This is a genomic window from Streptomyces sp. NPDC059169 (genome assembly GCF_042755225.1).
Taxonomy (GTDB): Bacteria; Actinomycetota; Actinomycetes; order Streptomycetales; family Streptomycetaceae; genus Streptomyces.
This window is the reverse complement of record NZ_JBHZCF010000018.1, coordinates 147,071-161,775: the sequence shown is the minus strand read 5'-3', so window position 1 is coordinate 161,775 and position 14,705 is coordinate 147,071. Positions and strand designations below refer to the sequence as shown.

At 70.8% G+C, this 14,705-nt stretch carries 17 protein-coding genes and 1 pseudogene; 7 read left to right on the top strand and 11 right to left on the bottom strand.

Translation table 11 applies throughout. The features are described 5' to 3' along the window. Positions 1-84 precede the first annotated feature (84 nt). The gene (locus tag ACFXOM_RS28840; RefSeq protein WP_384942246.1) at positions 85-708 is read right to left on the bottom strand and encodes a TetR family transcriptional regulator; all 624 of its coding nucleotides are present in this window, start codon (positions 706-708) and stop codon (positions 85-87) included. Between the two features lie 208 nt (positions 709-916). Between ACFXOM_RS28840 and ACFXOM_RS28835 the strand changes: the two genes are divergently transcribed. From ACFXOM_RS28835 to ACFXOM_RS28825, 3 genes are all read left to right on the top strand, one after another. Continuing rightward, a complete protein-coding gene (locus ACFXOM_RS28835) occupies positions 917-2,230 on the top strand; it encodes a glycosyltransferase family 4 protein (RefSeq protein WP_384942245.1) in 1,314 nt (437 codons plus the stop codon). 199 nt (positions 2,231-2,429) lie between these two features. Then, a complete protein-coding gene (locus ACFXOM_RS28830) occupies positions 2,430-3,167 on the top strand; it encodes a class I SAM-dependent methyltransferase (protein WP_384942243.1) in 738 nt (245 codons plus the stop codon). Further along, positions 3,164-4,276 (top strand): prenyltransferase, encoded by a 1,113-nt coding sequence (locus tag ACFXOM_RS28825; RefSeq protein WP_384942241.1) that lies wholly within the window; start codon positions 3,164-3,166, stop codon positions 4,274-4,276. The genes ACFXOM_RS28830 and ACFXOM_RS28825 overlap by 4 nt, the downstream gene beginning before the upstream one ends. 20 nt (positions 4,277-4,296) lie before the next feature. On the opposite strand, the gene ACFXOM_RS28820 is transcribed toward ACFXOM_RS28825, so the two are convergent. The 5 genes from ACFXOM_RS28820 to ACFXOM_RS28800 all read right to left on the bottom strand — a co-directional run bounded on the left by ACFXOM_RS28820 (position 4,297) and on the right by ACFXOM_RS28800 (position 8,543). Then, positions 4,297-4,590 carry a hypothetical protein gene (locus ACFXOM_RS28820; protein WP_384942239.1) on the bottom strand — a complete coding sequence of 98 codons (294 nt, stop codon included), beginning with the start codon at positions 4,588-4,590 and terminating at the stop codon, positions 4,297-4,299. 233 nt (positions 4,591-4,823) lie between these two features. Beyond that, the gene (locus ACFXOM_RS28815; RefSeq protein ID WP_385040177.1) at positions 4,824-5,834 is read right to left on the bottom strand and encodes an LLM class F420-dependent oxidoreductase; all 1,011 of its coding nucleotides are present in this window, start codon (positions 5,832-5,834) and stop codon (positions 4,824-4,826) included. A 111-nt stretch (positions 5,835-5,945) separates the two neighbouring features. Then, positions 5,946-6,743: a hypothetical protein gene (locus tag ACFXOM_RS28810; RefSeq protein ID WP_385040175.1), complete on the bottom strand. Its 798-nt coding sequence runs from the start codon at positions 6,741-6,743 to the stop codon at positions 5,946-5,948. A gap of 166 nt (positions 6,744-6,909) precedes the next feature. After that, on the bottom strand, positions 6,910-7,857 hold the full coding sequence (locus ACFXOM_RS28805) for an N-acetylmuramoyl-L-alanine amidase (protein WP_385040172.1): 948 nt from the start codon (positions 7,855-7,857) through the stop codon (positions 6,910-6,912). 32 nt (positions 7,858-7,889) lie between these two features. Further along, positions 7,890-8,543, bottom strand: a complete 654-nt coding sequence (locus ACFXOM_RS28800; protein ID WP_385040169.1) for a class I SAM-dependent methyltransferase — start codon at positions 8,541-8,543, stop codon at positions 7,890-7,892. A 377-nt stretch (positions 8,544-8,920) separates the two neighbouring features. On the opposite strand from ACFXOM_RS28800, the gene ACFXOM_RS28795 reads away from it, so the two are divergent. From ACFXOM_RS28795 to ACFXOM_RS28785, 3 genes and pseudogenes are all read left to right on the top strand, one after another. Next, positions 8,921-10,069 (top strand): permease, encoded by a 1,149-nt coding sequence (locus ACFXOM_RS28795; protein ID WP_385040166.1) that lies wholly within the window; start codon positions 8,921-8,923, stop codon positions 10,067-10,069. Positions 10,070-10,410: 341 nt separating this feature from the next. After that, the gene (locus tag ACFXOM_RS28790) at positions 10,411-10,692 is read left to right on the top strand and encodes a hypothetical protein (protein WP_384942227.1); all 282 of its coding nucleotides are present in this window, start codon (positions 10,411-10,413) and stop codon (positions 10,690-10,692) included. A 117-nt stretch (positions 10,693-10,809) separates the two neighbouring features. Continuing rightward, positions 10,810-11,001, top strand: a pseudogene (locus ACFXOM_RS28785) (hypothetical protein); the annotation flags it as partial. Between the two features lie 300 nt (positions 11,002-11,301). On the opposite strand, the gene ACFXOM_RS28780 reads toward ACFXOM_RS28785, so the two are convergent. From ACFXOM_RS28780 to ACFXOM_RS28770, 3 genes are all read right to left on the bottom strand, one after another. Beyond that, positions 11,302-11,739, bottom strand: coding sequence for a DUF5959 family protein (locus ACFXOM_RS28780; RefSeq protein WP_384947268.1), 438 nt, complete (start codon positions 11,737-11,739; stop codon positions 11,302-11,304). A 331-nt stretch (positions 11,740-12,070) separates the two neighbouring features. Continuing rightward, complete coding sequence (locus ACFXOM_RS28775) at positions 12,071-12,361, bottom strand: hypothetical protein (protein ID WP_385040163.1); 291 nt, start codon at positions 12,359-12,361, stop codon at positions 12,071-12,073. Between the two features lie 93 nt (positions 12,362-12,454). Then, positions 12,455-12,775, bottom strand: a complete 321-nt coding sequence (locus tag ACFXOM_RS28770; RefSeq protein WP_385040161.1) for a winged helix-turn-helix domain-containing protein — start codon at positions 12,773-12,775, stop codon at positions 12,455-12,457. A 761-nt stretch (positions 12,776-13,536) separates the two neighbouring features. Here ACFXOM_RS28770 and ACFXOM_RS28765 point away from each other — a divergent pair. Continuing rightward, complete coding sequence (locus tag ACFXOM_RS28765) at positions 13,537-13,875, top strand: transposase (RefSeq protein WP_385040158.1); 339 nt, start codon at positions 13,537-13,539, stop codon at positions 13,873-13,875. 92 nt (positions 13,876-13,967) lie between these two features. Here the strand turns inward: ACFXOM_RS28765 and ACFXOM_RS28760 are convergent, their stop codons facing one another. Continuing rightward, entirely contained in the window at positions 13,968-14,255 is a 288-nt protein-coding gene (locus ACFXOM_RS28760) for a hypothetical protein (RefSeq protein ID WP_385040155.1), read from the bottom strand. After that, complete coding sequence (locus tag ACFXOM_RS28755) at positions 14,248-14,586, bottom strand: hypothetical protein (protein ID WP_385040152.1); 339 nt, start codon at positions 14,584-14,586, stop codon at positions 14,248-14,250. The genes ACFXOM_RS28760 and ACFXOM_RS28755 overlap by 8 nt, the downstream gene beginning before the upstream one ends. Between the last annotated feature and the right edge of the window lie 119 nt (positions 14,587-14,705).

The window sequence follows — 14,705 nt, the reverse complement described above, 5'->3', positions numbered from 1 at the left end:
GCCGCAGACCGGGCGCCGCCGGAGCGGGGGCCGGGTGCGGGTGGTGCGTCGCGCCCCTCCCCGGGCGCGCGGCGCCGTCGGGCGCTACGTCCCCTGCTGATCCCCGCCGGTGAGGTCGATCAGACGGCAGACCGTCTCGATGTCGATCTTCACCTGGGCGATCGAGGCGCGCCCCGAGAGCCAGGTGATCAGTGCCGAGTGCCACGTGTGCTCGATGACCCGGACGGCGGACAGTTGCTGGGGTGTCGGACGGTCCAGCCCCATGGCGTCCAGGATGATCGCCGTCGTCTGGCGCGAGACCGTGTCGACCTCGGGGCTGACGCTGCGGTCCGCGAAGGTGAGAGCCCGGACCATGGCGTCCGCCAGGTGCGGCTCGCGTTGGAGCGCGCGGAACGCCCGCATCAGCGTTTCCGCCACCCGTTCGGCCGCGCTGTCCCCGGCCGGAGGGCGCTTGCGCAGGTTCGTGTGCATGTGCTGGAGCTGGTCCTGCATGGTGGCCACCAGCAGGTGGACCTTCGAGGGGAAGTAGCGGTACAGCGTGCCGAGGGCCACCTCGGCCGCCTCGGCCACCTCGCGCATCTGTACGGCGTCGAAACCGCCCCTGCTGGCCAGCTGGGCGCTGGCGTGCAGGATGCGTCGGCGCCGCGCCTCCTGGCGCTCCGTCAGGGGCGGGGAGGCCGGAACTGCTGCCTTGGCTTCCGCGGTCATGTCTCCCGTTCCCCAGAGTTCCTGCAGGCCCAGCATGACAGGGTCGCGTGCGTGGCGTGAATCACCTGGTGCAGGCATTACAGCCGCGCTACCTGCCGGTAGATTCGGTGGTCCTTGAGCGATCAAGAACGATCAAGTGTGAAACTTGTTCTAGATTAGCGCCAGCGGTTACGCTCCGGCGAAATGTGGAGTGAGGAAGGGGCTGTGAGTGACCGCTGAGGCCATAGCTGCCGGGCCCCGTCCGGGCGCCTCGGGCAGCGCTGACCGTCCCCTGCGCATCGCTCTCCTCACCTACAAGGGCAACCCGTTCTGCGGCGGCCAGGGCGTGTACGTACGGCACCTGTCGCGCGAACTGGCCCGTCTCGGGCACAGCGTCGAGGTCATCGGCGCCCAGCCGTACCCCGTCCTCGACGAGGGCGTCACGCTCACCGAGCTACCGAGCCTCGACCTCTACCGGCAGGCCGACCCCTTCCGGACCCCGAAGCTCGACGAGTACCGCGACTGGATCGACGGGCTCGAAGTCGCCACGATGTGGACCGGGGGCTTCCCGGAGCCGCTCACCTTCTCGCTGCGGGCGCGCCGCCACCTGGCCGCGCGACGCGGGGAGTTCGACGTCGTCCACGACAACCAGACCCTCGGGTACGGGCTGCTCGGCGACCTCGGCGCACCGCTCGTCACCACCATCCACCACCCGATCACCGTCGACCGGCAGCTGGACCTCGACGCCGCGGACGGTTGGACGCGGCGTGCCTCGGTCCGCCGCTGGTACGGCTTCACCCGCATGCAGAAGCGGGTCGCGCGGCGGCTTCCGTCCGTGCTGACCGTCTCCGGCTCCTCGCAGCAGGAGATCGTCGAGCACCTCGGTGTTCAGCCGGAGCGGGTGGAGGTGGTGCACATCGGCGCCGACACGGACCTGTTCTCGCCGGACCCCTCCGTCGCCGAGGTGCCGGGCCGGATCGTGACGACGTCCAGTGCCGACGTCCCGCTCAAGGGCCTCGTCCACCTGATCGAGGCACTCGCCACGCTGCGCGCCGAGCGCCCCGACGCGCACCTCGTCGTGGTCGGCAAGCGCGCCGAGGACGGTCCGGTGGCCCGGCTGATCGAGCGGCACGCGCTGTCGGGCGCGGTCGAGTTCGTGAAGGGCATCTCCGACGCGGAGCTCGTCGACCTCGTGCGCAGTGCACAGGTGGCGTGCGTGCCGTCGCTGTACGAGGGCTTCTCGCTGCCCGCTGCCGAGGCGATGGCGACCGGCACGCCGCTCGTCGCCACGACCGGCGGAGCCATTCCGGAGGTCGCGGGCCCGGACGGTGACACCTGTCTGGCCGTCCCGCCGGGCGACGCGGGAGCGCTCGCCGCGGCGCTCGGCCGACTGCTGGGCGACCCCCCGCTGCGCCGGCGCATCGGCGAGGCGGGCCGCGACCGCGTGCTGACCCGCTTCACCTGGGCCCGCGCCGCCCAGGGCACGGCCGACCTGTACCGGGAGGCGATCGCCGCCCGCGCGGCGGCGGGCGGTGCCCGATGACCGCCCCGGCCCACCCGGGCCGAGCGCGCCGCCCCGGCCCCTCCGCCCGGGCGGGCGCGCTGTGCCCCGGGCGCGCGAACGGCGGCACCGACGCGTCCGCGCGCGCGGGCAGCAGGGCCACAGGCCCGCTCCGCTCCGCGGCCATTGCAAGGCGCGCCCTCCGTGAGGGCGCCGATACCCATCCGGAAGGGCAGACCTCGTGCTGACCGTCGACTTCTCCCGCTTTCCGCTCGCCCCGGGCGACCGCGTGCTCGATCTCGGGTGCGGCGCCGGGCGGCACGCGTTCGAGTGCTACCGGCGCGGGGCCCAGGTCGTGGCGCTCGACCAGAACGGTGAGGAGATCCGCGAGGTCGCCAAGTGGTTCTCGGCGATGCGGGACGCAGGGGAGGCTCCGCAGGGCGCCACGGCCACCGCCATGGAAGGTGACGCGCTCAACCTGCCCTTCCCCGACGAGTCGTTCGACGTCGTGATCATCTCCGAGGTGATGGAGCACATCCCGGACGACAAGGGCGTCCTCGCCGAGATGGTCCGGGTGCTCAAGCCCGGTGGGCGCATCGCCGTCACCGTGCCCCGCTACGGCCCCGAGAAGATCTGCTGGGCGCTGTCGGACGAGTACCACGAGGTCGAGGGCGGCCACATCCGCATCTACAAGGCCGACGAGCTCCTCGCCAAGATGCGCGAGGCCGGTCTGAAGCCCTACGGCACCCACCACGCGCACGCCCTGCACGCGCCGTACTGGTGGCTGAAGTGCGCGTTCGGCGTCGACAACGACAAGGCGCTGCCGGTCCGCGCCTACCACAAGCTGCTGGTCTGGGACATCATGAAGAAGCCGCTGGTCACGCGGGTCGCCGAGCAGGCACTCAACCCGGTCGTCGGCAAGAGTTTCGTGGCGTACGCGACCAAGCCCCACCTGCCGCGGGCGGCGACCGCCAAGTGACGTCGACCGGAGGTGTCCCCGGCGGAGCGGCCAGGGGAAGCACCGAACACCTCGTCCTGCCCGGCGTCCTCACCGCGGAGCAGGCGGCCACGACCGTCGCCGGGATCCTCGCGGTACAGCGCGAGGACGGAGCCATCCCCTGGTTCCGCGGCCACCACCTGGACCCGTGGGACCACACCGAAGCGGCCATGGCACTGGACGCCGCGGGCGAGCACGCCGCCGCCGCGCGCGCCTACGACTGGCTGGTACGGCACCAGAACGAGGACGGCTCGTGGTACGCCGCCTACCACGACGGCAACGCCCACGAGCCCACCGACCGGAGCCGCGAGACCAACTTCTGCGCCTACCTCGCGGTCGGCGTCTGGCACCACTACCTGTCCACCGGTGACGAGGCGTTCCTGGACCGGATGTGGCCGTCCGTCCACGCGGCGATCGAGTTCGTGCTGCAACTGCAGCAGCCGGGCGGCCAGATCGGCTGGAAGCGGGAGGCGGAGGCGGACGGCAACGCCGCCGTCAACGACGCGCTGTTGACCGGTAGTTCGTCGATCTACCACGCGCTGCGCTGTGCTCTGGCGATCGCCGAGGAGCGCGACGGGCCGCAGCCGGACTGGGAGTTGGCGGCCGGGGCCCTCGGCCACGCGATCTGCCACCACCCGGAGCGGTTCCTGGACAAGTCCCAGTACTCGATGGACTGGTACTACCCGGTCCTGGGCGGAGCACTGACCGGGGCTGAGGCGAAGGCACGCATCGAGGAACGGTGGGACGAGTTCGTGGTGGCCGGGCTCGGCGTCCGCTGCGTGCTGCCCAATCCGTGGGTGACGGGCGGCGAGAGCTGTGAACTCGCCCTGGCACTCTGGGCGATGGGGGAGTCCGACCGGGCGTTGGAGATCCTCCAGTCGATCCAGCACCTGCGCGCCGAGGGCGGCATGTACTGGACCGGATACGTCTTCGAGGGGAACCGCGCCGTCTGGCCGGAGGAACTCACGACCTGGACGGCCGGTTCACTGCTGCTCGCGGTGGCCGCCCTGGGCGGGGACGAGGCGACCACTGCGGTCTTCGGAGGGGAGAGGCTGCCGCGCGGGCTCGAGCCGGAGTGCTGCCGGCCGTAGCGGACCGCCGGGAGGGGGTGTCAGCGGCGGCGCAGACGGCCGGCCACGGCGTGTCCGACGAAGAGGTACACGACCGCGGCGAGACCGTAGCCGGCCACGACCCGCGCCCACGCCTCGTCGAAGGTGAACAGGTCGTACGACCAGCCGGCCAGCCAGCGGGCCGTGTCCTGGACGAAGGACACCAGGGCGTTGGCGCGGTTGGCGTCCAGGACGTACATCAGGATCCACAGGCCGAGTATCACGGCCATGACGTCGGCGATGACGACGATGATCGTCGCCGCCTGGTTGCTTCCACTGCGTTGACGAAGGGACATGGACGTCGGTTTGCCGTTCCTCGGTGAACGAAACCCGCCCGTGCCGTCCCGGAGGGGTGCGGGGCACGGGCGGACGCCGGCCGCTGCGAGGGCTCGCCTCGCTCGACGGGACGGTCGGCGTCCTCGCCGGCTCACCCTCCACACGGCCGCCGGGCGGAGGCGGAAGCAGGTGTCCCGGCCCCCGGCCCCTGGCGCTGGAAGCGCGTTCCCCGGCCCGTTCGCCGGGGCGGAGCTCAGGCGTTCAGCTCCGCCAGCACCCGTAGGGTGTGCCGATCGGGCGCCGTCACCAGCAGATCGGTGACCGGACCCTTGCGCCACAACTCCAGCCGTTCGGCAATGCGTTCGCGGGGACCGACGAGCGAGATCTCGTCGGCGAAGGCGTCCGGCACCGCGAGCACCGCCTCCTCCCGCCGACCGTCGGCGAACAGCCGTTGGATGAGGCGGGCTTCCTCCTCGTAGCCCATCCGTCCCATCAGGTCCGCGTGGAAGTTGCGTGCCGCGTGGCCCATCCCGCCGATGTAGAAGCCGAGCATCGCCTTGACCGGCAACAGCCCTTCGGCGACGTCGTCGCAGACGGCCGCCCGCGCCATCGGCGCGATCATGAAGTCCTGGGGGACCCGCTCAAGCGACGGCCGGTACACGTCGGTCCGCAGCGGCGACCAGTACAGCGGGAGCCAGCCGTCGGCGATCCTGGTGGTCTGCTCGATGTTCTTCGGACCCTCGGCCCCGAGCAGCACGGGCAGTCCGGGGCGCAGCGGGTGGGTGATCGGTTTGAGCGCCTTGCCGAGCCCGGTCCCGTCCGCTCCGGTGTACGGGTGGCCGTGGAAACGACCGTCGAGCTCCACCGGCCCCTCGCGGCGCAGGACCTGGCGGATGACGTCGACGTACTCCCGGGTGGCGGTCAACGGGCTGCTCGGGAACGGCCGTCCGTACCACCCCTCGACCACCTGCGGTCCCGACAGACCGAGGCCGAGCAGCACCCGGCCGCCGGAAAGGTGGTCGAGGGTGAGCGCGTGCATCGCGGTGGCCGTGGGCGTACGGGCGGCCATCTGCGCCACCGCCGTTCCCAGCCGGATCGTCGACGTGCGTGCGGCGATCCACGTCAGGGGGGTGAAGGCGTCGGACCCCCAGGCCTCGGCGGTCCAGACGGAGTCGTAGCCGAGCCGCTCGGCCTCGACCGCGAGGTCGACGTGGGTGGGGTTCGGGCCGCGTCCCCAATAGCCCAGTGCGAGTCCGAGCCGCATGCCCCGTATCCTTTCTGACGATCAGTCAGTCAACGTCGCGGGGCGACTGTACGGCAAAGGCCCCCCGCCCGGAAGGGCGAGGGGCCGGCGGGAGCGTCCGCGCGCGGTGCGTCAGCCGCGCTGGATGCCGCTGGTGTCCTGAAGGACGCCGCGGCGACCGTCCTGCGTCTGCGCCACCAGTGCGGCACCGCGCTGCTCGACCGCGAGGTACCAGGTGCCGGGCGCGAGCTCGGCCACGGGAGTCGGCGAACCGTCCTCCGCGTACAGCGGGCGGGCCACCGGAACGGCGAACCAGAACGGCGAGAAGTCCGCGGCCGGCGCCGGGGCGCCCTGCGCCGGACTGGCCGGCTGCGGGGTCTGCTGCGGCTGGGCGCCGAACGCCTGCGTCTGGGCCATCTGCCCGCCGTAGGGCTGCTGCGCCCCCGGGTAGCCGTAACCTCCCTGCGGCTGCCCGCCGTAGGGCTGCGGCGCCTGCGGCTGCGGTGCGGGCATCAGGGGCGACATGAGGGCCGGGACGAGCGGTGTGGCGACCGCGCCGCCGGCCAGGACCAGGGCGGAAATCAGTCCGAGGATGAGGCCGGCGCCCACGGACACGCCGTCGCCGAGGTCCACGACCGTCCAGAAGAGGTTCCAGACGGTGAAGATCGTGGCCGCGACGCCGAACTGGGCGAGGTCGATGCCTGCGACCTTGCGCGGCTGCTGCAGGCCGCGGGCGACGACGACGAGTGCCGCGCCCACGACGCCCACCATGTACACACCGAGAGCGGTGTTGAGGGACTTCCAGGCGTTCGGAGGGTCGAGGCTGATGCGTGTGTCGTACGAGACGACATTGAGGAACGAGGCGATGAACAGCACCACCGCTGCTCCGATCACCACGCCATCACCTCGAGTGAGGGAGCGGATGTTCACGTGTTGGTCCTTCGTCGGTTGCGTGTCGTCGGGCGGTCGTCGGTGCCGCCGGTCAGCGGTGCACGGCGTGAGGCTCGGGGGTGGACCCCATCGTACGGATGTGCTGCGGCCTCCGGGGAACAGCCCCGGATCCCCGGGCCGGAGAAGAATCTAGCGCCTGCCGGTTCTACCCCAGCAGATAGGTGCTGATGCCGTCCGCGATTCCCTGCGCCGCCTTCTGCCTCCACTGCGAACTCGTCAGCAGGGCCTTGTCCTTGGAGTCACGCATGTTGCCGCATTCGATGAACACTTTCGGAACGGTGGAGAGGTTCAGCCCGCCGAGGTCCTCGCGCACGTCCAATCCGGTGCCTTTGCCGACGTAGTTGGAGGGCGCGCCACCCGTGGCGCGCACGAAGTTCCCAGCGATGCGTTCGCCCAGCTCGCGCGACGGTCCGACGATGTTCGTGGTGTCGGCACCGCCCTTCTTCACCAGGGCCGGCAGGATGACGTGGAAGCCGCGGTTTCCCTCCGCCGAGCCGTCCGCGTGGACGGAGACCACCGCGTCCGCCGCGGACCCGTTCCCGAAGCGCGCACGTTCGTCCACGCACGGCCCGAACGGCCGGTCGGCGTCCTGGGTGAATCGCACCGTTGCGCCCTGCCTTTCCAGCAGCGTGCGAAGACGGTGTGAGACATCGAGGGTGAATTCGGCTTCGCTGTAGCCGTCATTGGTGGACGTGCCCGTGGTGTCGCATTCCTTGCGGTGGGTTCCGACGTCCACGAGCTTGTTGATCTCGTTCGGGTGCCGGACGTTGCCCGGGTTGTGCCCGGGGTCGACGACGACGACCTTCCCGGCGAGGGGGCCCGTACCGGCTCCCGACGGCCGCGGGCTCCCCGACGGCTGCGGGGACCGGGCCGTTGCGGACGCGGCGGGGCTTCCCGCCGGCGCCGTCCCGGGCGCCGCCGAGGCGGCACCGGAGCCGCCCGCGGCGCCGGGCCGGGCGTCGGCGGGCGGCGAGCCGCCCTCCCCGCCGCATCCGGCCAGGCCGGCTGCCGCCAGCGCGGCGGCGGCGAGGACGGTACCGCCGCGGACCGGGCGGCGGCGGGGCAACGGCGGCTGGTTCTCGACGTACGGCACGTCGCGATGCTAGGGGATGTCCGGGCCCCGGCTCAGATTCCCGCTCCCGTGCGCCGCAGGACGCGCAGCGAATCCGTCGCCGAGACCTCGGCGAAGGCGCCCGAGGCGAGCGCCCTGAGGTAGATGCGGTACGGGGCCTGACCGGTCCATTCGTCGACCGGGTCGGGGAAGACGTCGTGGATCACCAACAGTCCGCCCTCGGCGACGTGCGGGGCCCAGCCCTCGTAGTCGTGGGTGGCGTGCTCGTCGGTGTGTCCGCCGTCGACGAAGACCAGCCCCACCTCCCGGCCCCACACCTTCGCCACCTGGGGCGACCGGCCCACGATCGCGATCACATGGTCCTCCAGGCCCGCCTTGTGGAGAGTGCGGCGGAAGGTGGGCAGGGTGTCCATCCGCCCCACCTCCGGGTCCACGACTTCCGGATCGTGGTAGTCCCAGCCGGGCTGCTGCTCCTCGCTGCCCCGATGGTGGTCGACGGTGACGGCCACGGTTCCGGCCTCGCGGGCGGCGTCGGCCAGCAGGACCGTGGACCGCCCGCAGTACGTCCCGACCTCCAGGAGCGGCAGGCCGAGTGCCCCGGCCTCCACGGCCGCCCCGTACAGGGCGAGCCCCTCGCGTACGGGCATGAAGCCCTTCGCGGCCTCGAAGGCGGCGAGGGTCTCCGGCTTGGGGGCGGCAGCTGCCATGGGTTCCTCCGGCGGACGGGCTACTCGGCGGTCACATCGTAGGCGGCGGGACGGGGGCGCGCCGTTCCTCCCTCCGGTACGTGACGTCCTGGTGCCGGCACGCGGAGTCCTCCCGCCGGCACGCGGCGTCGTCCGGCTGGCACGTGGCGTCCTCCGGCCGGCACGTGGCGTCCTCCGGCCGGCGCGTGGCGTCCTCCCGCCGGCGCGCGGTGGGGGCGGTCACGTTCGGCCACGGAGCTGGAGGGGACTCGCCCGTGGCCCGGAGCGGGGCCCGCCCGCGGGGCGCGGACGGGCGGTCCCCGCCATCCGGGGCGGGTACGCGGCCCGCGGCCGTGTCCGCAGGCCGTCCGGGCGTGCCCGGCCAGCAGGCTGGGCGGATGGATGCCGCGCTCGACGCCGTACTGCACGCACTGGCCCTGACCGGGGCCATGACCTGGGAGATCACGTGGGCCCTGATCCTCGGCTTCACCCTCTCCGCCGTGGTCCAGGCCGTGGTCCACAAGGCGACCGTGGTGAACCTGCTCGGTGACGACGGCCCCCGTAGCCTGGCCACCGCGGCGGGCCTCGGCATGGCGTCGTCGTCCTGTTCGTACGCGGCCGTGGCGCTGGCCCGCTCCCTGTTCCGCAAGGGGGCGAACTTCACGGCGGCGATGGCCTTCGAGATCGCCTCGACCAACCTCGTCGTGGAGCTGGGGGTCATCCTGGCGTTGCTGATGGGCTGGCAGTTCACCGTCGCGGAGTTCGTGGGCGGGCCGATCATGATCGTCGTGCTGGCCGTGCTCTACCGGCGACTCCTGCGCGGCCGGCTGGTGGCGGAAGCCCGCGAGCAGGCCGCGCGGGGGGTGGCCGGCTCCATGGAGGGACACGCGTCCATGGACATGTCCATCCCGGACGGGGGCTCCTTCTGGCGCCGACTGCTGTCCGGGGCGGGTTTCACCGCCATGTCCCAGGTGTTCGTCATGGAGTGGGCGGCGATCCTGCGCGATCTCGTGCTGGGCCTGCTGATCGCCGGCGCCGTCGGGGCCTGGGTGCCGGACTCGTTCTGGGGCGCTTTCTTCTTCGAAGGGCACCCGCTGGCTGCAAAGCTGTGGGGGCCGCTGATCGGCCCGCTCGTCGCCATCGCCTCGTTCGTCTGCTCCATCGGCAACGTCCCGCTCGCGGTGGTCCTGTGGAAGGGCGGCATCAGCTTCGGCGGCGTGATCGCCTTCATCTTCGCCGACCTGCTGATCGTGCCGATCCTCAACATCTACCGGAAGTACTACGGGCCGCGGATGGCGCTGTTCATCCTCTGGACCTTCTACGCGGCCATCGTCCTGGCCGCGTACGCAGTCGAGTTCGTCTTCGGTGCCCTCGGGCTCGTTCCCGACCAGGCGCGGGCGAAGCTCCCCGAAGGGGGCGTCCGCTGGGACTACACGACCTGGCTCAACATCGCCTTCCTGCTGCTGGCGGCCGCCTTCGTGGTGCGCTTCGTGCGGACCGGGGGCGCCCGGATGCTCCGCATGATGGGGGGTGACCCGGCCCGTTGAGCGGGGGAGGGGGAGAGCGGTCCGACGAATCCACCACAGGGCCGTTCCGCGCTTCCCGGGTTCCGTGCTCCTTGGTTACGCGCTCCTGGGTTCCGTGCTGCCCGGGTTCCGCGCTCCCGGGTTCCGTGCTGCCCGGGTTCCGTGCTGCCCGGGAGGGGGCCGGGGCCATGGGGCGTCCGGCCGAGCCCGCGGGAGAGTGCGGGGCGCGGGCGTCGGAGCGCCGGCCAGGTGGGCTGGAGCGCGCCTACGGGTGTTCGGCCGGGATTGCGGGGACCATGGAGAACACCCATCTGCATGTTTCGACTGCACTTCCGATTTCGACACCGTTGCGGAGGCGGGCCATGGACACCTTTGCGACCTGGACCACCCAGGGGATCGTCGCCGGCTCGGGCGGCGTCATGACCACCGAGGGGGGCCCGATCACCGGTGACCTGACGGTGCACACGATGTGGACCGAAGGACAGGCACAGGTGACCGTGCAGCACACCGGCGCCACCGAGTGGTACGCGTTGCAGGGCAGCCCGGTGGACGCGGACGACGAGGCCACGGGCAGGGCGGTCCACCAGGCCGCCGTGGAGCTGGTGAAGGAGGGGGGCGGGGCCTCCCTCTCGTTCCCGGTGTGACGCTTCCTTGCACGTTCTCTCGTTCCCGGTGTCACGCTTCCCCGTCGTTCTCGGAGTGACGCTTCCCCGGCGGAACGGAGGTCCGCTCGCCGCCGACCGCCCCGCGCTCGCGCCTCGGTGACGATCCCCCAGGGCCGCACCACCCGCACGACGTACGACCTGGCCGGCCGGGTGACCTGCAGCAGCGACGAGGACGGCGCGGGCACGGTGGTGCGCCCCGGGTCCACGGCATACGACGAGGACGGCAACCCGACCGCGGTCACGGACGCGCTGGGCCACACGGCCACACGGACGTTCGACGCGCTGGGTCGCCCGACGAAGCCGGTAGAGCCGGTCGACGCCGGCACGTCCGTCGCCACGAGAGGACCGCATCGCCAAACGCATCTCGGGCGGCGAACGGGTGTACTGCCTCTCGGTGCCGCTCTACGACGGAGACTCCGTGATCCCGTACCAGACCAGGCTGTACGCGATCGGCAACCAGGGAACGAACGACTCGATGGTCGTGAAGAACACGCCGACGGGGAAGCAGCCGACGCCGGTCGGACACGGGAGGCCGGGGAAGGGCTCAGCCCTTCCCCGGCCTCTCCGTCTTTCCCCGGCCTCTCCGTCTCACGACTCCAAAGGGAAGCGGTCCCTGACCTCGGCGAGCAGCCGGCGATGGCGAGCGGTCCAGTCGGGCGGCGTCTCCACGGGCACCGTGACGAAGACCTGCGAGCCGGTGACGTCGTAGACGCTCACCTCCGTGTACCCGCTCTCGGTCTCCTCCGTGCAGTCGATCATGATCCGCGGGGAGCGTCCGCTCTCCAGCCAGGTCGCCTTCCGCCCGGCGTCGACGGAGTCCAGCACCTCGGCCCAGCTGTCGAGGTCGAAGGCGTTGACGTACAGCTCGACGCGGCCGCTGACGAACCCGGTGCCGATCACGATCTCGCCACGGAGAGCGTCGTACCGGTCGGAGCCGGAGAAGCTCATTCCCTCGACGATGCGCAGGGAGACGCTCTGCTCCTCGTCCGCGAGGTGAATCAGCTCCAGGGCGTTGGAGTCGGGCACGGTGTCCCACCCTTTCGTTCGATGCGCACACGGAGCACATCCACGATCCCACGAGCGGTACCTCGCGGGCGCGGTCGGCGTGCGTCCGGCGGGCTCACCGCCCTCCCCGCGCCGCCACGCGCGGACGACCGCCCCCACTGCCCCGCCCGCTCCCGCCGATCGGGCGGCACCAGGCGGGGTAGAGGGGCGGGGACCGGCCACGATGTCGCGGTGCCGGGCGGGTCCTGAAGCGTCACGAGTCGGGCGCACCCGTCCGGCCGTGCAGAGCAGAAGTCCGGGCCGGGCCGAGGTCTTCGATCGTCCGGGGCGCGAAGGTCGGGCAGGGACTTCTTCAGGTGGGCCCAGACGCCTTCGTCGGGGTTGCGGTCGGCGCGTACGGCGGAAGCTGACGATGGTCAGCCAGTCGCTGTTGCTCGCAGAACTCCCTCAAGGGCTTGGCGCGGTGGGTGCTGGCGTCGTCCCACACCACGATCAGCGGGACTTCGCCGAGCTGCCGGCGGGCAGAGGTCAGCAGGTCCGCGAACTCGCGGGCACGGAAGCCCTTCTTCTCGCCGGTTCGGTTCCTGTATCTCTGGATTCGGCGGATCAGGCGGGTCTCTCGGCCTGGCCGGACGCAGATCATCCCGGCCATCAGGACCCGGCCCGGAACCCTGGCCCATCACTCGGATCAGCGGCGACCGCCCGCGTCGCAACCAGGTCCGGGCCGTATCGGGTTTCAGGTCCTGCCCGGCTTCGTTCTCGAAGGCCATACACGCGCCCGGGAGCCGGGCCGTCCTCTTACCCGCGGCCACGGCTCCGTCCGGCACGACTCAACGGCACGCCGCACGGGGAGCTGCGGCGACCAGCCCAGCCGGTGCAGCAGATACGACTCCCCGCGCGGGGTATGCCGGTAGTCGAACAGGCGATGGATCAGCTTCGCTACCCTCGCCAGGATCCACCGCTGGTCTTCCGTCCGCCATGCGCGGCCGGGCCTCCCGGAGGTCAGGGCCACACTGCCGCCCTCGCGCCAGACGGCGTGCCAGGCGTAGGCCGACATTCCGCGACACCCGTAACCTGCGGGGCCGCCTCCGGCGGCCGCACCCCCTGCTCGAACATCTCCGCGGCCTCGAAGCGCACAGCCTCCTTCTTCGCCCGCCCGCAGGCGGTCAGTCCGCCGTCATCCGCGTACCTCATGACGAGGATGGAACACCGCCAACGCCTGCTGTCACCCCATCCTTTCAATCTCAGCGTCGACTACTGCCGCCACCGCATGCAGATGCCCTGCCAGAAACTGCCTGACGGGGCACCGATATTACTGTTGCACATATCGGATCTGGCACCGCCGGAGGCGGGTTAGTAATTCGGTTTAGCCATCCCGAATTTCGAGATACTCAGTGGCCTCAGCCCCCTCATCCCAAAAGACCCAGAGTCGATTGCACACCTTGCAACGCCGAGCATCTACGCCCCTGCCGAGAAGCGTCGTGCCGTCAGCATCGTCAGCATCGAACTCTTTATTGGGCAAAAGGATCAGGCTGTAGTCTGGATCGTCATCTCGAATGACAGCTCCGCATTTGCACCTCATCTTGGCCATCAGGCTCCTCCAAAGAAACTAATGTTACCGATGAAACTGTCCTTCCCTCAGCTGTGGATCTGATCGTTCACTCGCCCGAGAGCCTCGTCAAATTGCGATGCAGAAAGGCCAGCGCCCGAAAGGTCCACATTTACACCACCCCCGTGTAGCTTCGAATGCTTCGTGGCTATCGTGTTGATGATTCCATTCACGTTGGAGTTAGTCGGCGAGTAAACATCCCACAGATCGTGAGGCTGGAACGGGACCTGGAATGTAGCCGTATCCAGCTCGGCGGACCGATCGTGCTCGTCTGGGACAACGCCCGCATCCACCTCGTCCCGCCGCTGAAGGCGTTCTTCGAGGCCAGCGCAGACTGGCTGACCGTCTTCCAACTGCCCACCTACGCGCCCGACCTCAACTCCCAAGAAGGCGTCCGGCCGCTTGTCAAACGCGACATCGGCAACCTCGCCGCCGCCGACCTTGGCCAGATCACCCGGGCCGTCAAACGCAAGGTCAAGCAGATCCAGTACCGCCCACACCTGATCGACGGCTGCCTCGCCGGCACAGACCTGATCATGGACGGCTGACCGACATCACGACTTCAAGTTCAGGTACTGCCGTCAACAGCTCGGGGCACACGGTCGTGCTGCCGCTGGCCTGGTGTCGGCGCAGGGGGACTCTACTGCCATGCGCCGGGTTCGGCGCGGACGAGGGCGCGGGCGGTCCCTCGATACAGTTCATGGCCGCTCTGGGCGCAGTGTCCGGCGATCCAGCTCGTCAGTTCGTCCGGGGTGTGCGGCGTGCCTGAGGTGGCTCCGCAGTTGCGCTCTCCGCCGGTGACGCAGACCGCTGCGAACGCTGGCAGGGCCATGGGGTCGGGGACGGTGGCCACGTGGTACTCGCGGAAGCGGTAGCGGCCCCGGGAGGCATTGCGTACTGGTGCGCCGGCGTTCGGGGATTCAGGCATCCTCGGTCGCCTCTTCCGGATCTGGGATGCGCTGTCCGCGCGAGTCCGCGACCCTGAGCGCGTCCGCCAGAGCTTCTGCCAACCGGCGGGCCAGCCAGCGGTACTCGGTCGCTGACAGAGCTTTCGCGCCGGGTGCCGTGGCGTCGCGGGCGTACTCCAACAGTTCCATGCCCATGCTGAGCTGCACCGTCTCGATGCTGTCGGCGAGGGTGGAGAGGTAACCCCGGCCGTCGCTGCTCAGGTAGCAGGGCTTCCCCTCCGGGCTGGTCCACGGCAGTAAGCGGGGACCTCCCCGACCCGACGCGGCGTCGTACAGGTCTCTGCGACGCATGCGGTCGGCATCGCTCCTGGACTGGCTCACTGGGCACCTCCGGCCTGGGTCGCTGATGGTGGACACAGTGACCGTAGGCAATGACTGAACGTCACCCCAGGCGGTAGCCATGGCAGTTC

Coding starts and splice junctions, on each gene's coding strand:
- ACFXOM_RS28795 (WP_385040166.1), top strand. CDS start 8,921: ATGGATGCCGCGCTCGACGCCGTACTGCACGCACTGGCCCTGACCGGG.
- ACFXOM_RS28760 (WP_385040155.1), bottom strand. CDS start 14,255: ATGCCTGAATCCCCGAACGCCGGCGCACCAGTACGCAATGCCTCCCGG.
- ACFXOM_RS28770 (WP_385040161.1), bottom strand. CDS start 12,775: ATGTCGGCCTACGCCTGGCACGCCGTCTGGCGCGAGGGCGGCAGTGTG.
- ACFXOM_RS28775 (WP_385040163.1), bottom strand. CDS start 12,361: ATGATCTGCGTCCGGCCAGGCCGAGAGACCCGCCTGATCCGCCGAATC.
- ACFXOM_RS28755 (WP_385040152.1), bottom strand. CDS start 14,586: ATGCGTCGCAGAGACCTGTACGACGCCGCGTCGGGTCGGGGAGGTCCC.
- ACFXOM_RS28840 (WP_384942246.1), bottom strand. CDS start 708: ATGACCGCGGAAGCCAAGGCAGCAGTTCCGGCCTCCCCGCCCCTGACG.
- ACFXOM_RS28790 (WP_384942227.1), top strand. CDS start 10,411: ATGGACACCTTTGCGACCTGGACCACCCAGGGGATCGTCGCCGGCTCG.
- ACFXOM_RS28820 (WP_384942239.1), bottom strand. CDS start 4,590: ATGTCCCTTCGTCAACGCAGTGGAAGCAACCAGGCGGCGACGATCATC.
- ACFXOM_RS28815 (WP_385040177.1), bottom strand. CDS start 5,834: ATGCGGCTCGGACTCGCACTGGGCTATTGGGGACGCGGCCCGAACCCC.
- ACFXOM_RS28800 (WP_385040169.1), bottom strand. CDS start 8,543: ATGGCAGCTGCCGCCCCCAAGCCGGAGACCCTCGCCGCCTTCGAGGCC.